The organism is Spiroplasma sp. ChiS, assembly GCF_002968355.1.
GTDB lineage: Bacteria > Bacillota_I > Bacilli_A > Mycoplasmatales > Mycoplasmataceae > Spiroplasma > Spiroplasma citri.
Window position 1 is genome coordinate 1 of record NZ_PUUH01000157.1, and the last position, 1111, is coordinate 1111.

Here is a 1111-nt window from a genome sequence, read left to right on the forward strand (position 1 = left end):
ACTATATTGAAAAATTAATTATACTATATTGAAAAATTAATTATGGAAAAGAATTTGGAGGAATTAGAAAATGAAAACATTACAAGATTTAATTAAAGATTTAACAGGAATAACTGTTGAACAAGAAAAAATCAATGAATATTTAGCAAGTGAAAAATTAGATTTACAAGGTGCTAATTTAGAATATGCTTGTTTACGAGATGCTAATTTATCTTATACTGATTTACGAGGTGTTAATTTATCTTGTGCTGATTTAGAAGGTATTAAAATCACTAAGCAACAATTAGAACAATTAACTGTTATTGAGGAGAATGAATAATGTTAGAAAAATTAAAAGATTGAATTGAAATATATAATAATAATAATTTAAAAATTGAAGTTAAAAGTATACAATCAATTATTTTTAAAGGAAAAATAAAAGACTTTAAAGGTTATGAAATTTTTAAGGATTGTAAAATTATTCATAAATCAGTAAATGCTAATTTTAATTATTATTACATAAATACATCAACTTTGACTAAGCAACAATTAGAACAATTAACTGTTATTGAGGAGRATGAATAATGGATATAACAGAAACAATTAAATTTAACAAACTACAAGAAGAAAATGAAGCACTTAAAGAACAATTAGAAATGGCACATTATTTTAATCAAAATTTAGGTAAAGAACTTGCTGAATTAAAACAACAAATATTATATAAAGAAGATTTTTGATTTCAATCATATTGTATAAATTGTGAAAAAGTTGACAAATGTATATTATCAAGTTGTTCAGAAAATACTTGAAGAAACAACTATGTTTTAAAAGATAATTATGTTTTAAAACATAATCCTAAATATGACAAATTACCTAGTAAGGAGGGTGAATAATGAATGATATTGTAAAAAATAGAGTAAATAGTATTACATTTCAATTTCCTTTAAACGGAGAGAATTTTAAAAATGAAAGTATTTTAGCATATAATGTTCAAAAATTTAAAGAAGAAAATAAACAAGAATTAACTGAATATATTTTTAGACATATTAATCATTATGCATTAAATGGTTATCAAGATGTACATTTAAAAGATATTCCAAGTGCTATTACTAAAAATAATTTTGTTTTTAAA

The 1111-nt window shown here is 21.2% G+C and carries 4 protein-coding genes; all 4 read left to right on the top strand.

Going from position 1 to position 1111, the window contains the following annotated elements:
- Window positions 1–70: 70 nt before the first annotated feature.
- The gene (locus C6B38_RS04675; protein WP_105298837.1) at window positions 71–319 is read left to right on the top strand and encodes a pentapeptide repeat-containing protein; all 249 of its coding nucleotides are present in this window, start codon (window positions 71–73) and stop codon (window positions 317–319) included.
- On the top strand, window positions 319–564 hold the full coding sequence (locus tag C6B38_RS04680) for a hypothetical protein (RefSeq protein ID WP_105298838.1): 246 nt from the start codon (window positions 319–321) through the stop codon (window positions 562–564). Before C6B38_RS04675 ends, C6B38_RS04680 begins: the two co-directional genes overlap by 1 nt.
- Window positions 564–872, top strand: a complete 309-nt coding sequence (locus C6B38_RS04685; RefSeq protein WP_105298839.1) for a hypothetical protein — start codon at window positions 564–566, stop codon at window positions 870–872. Before C6B38_RS04680 ends, C6B38_RS04685 begins: the two co-directional genes overlap by 1 nt.
- Window positions 872–1111: hypothetical protein (locus C6B38_RS04690; protein WP_146693311.1), on the top strand; the 240-nt coding region annotated here is incomplete at its 3' end. The genes C6B38_RS04685 and C6B38_RS04690, both read left to right, overlap by 1 nt.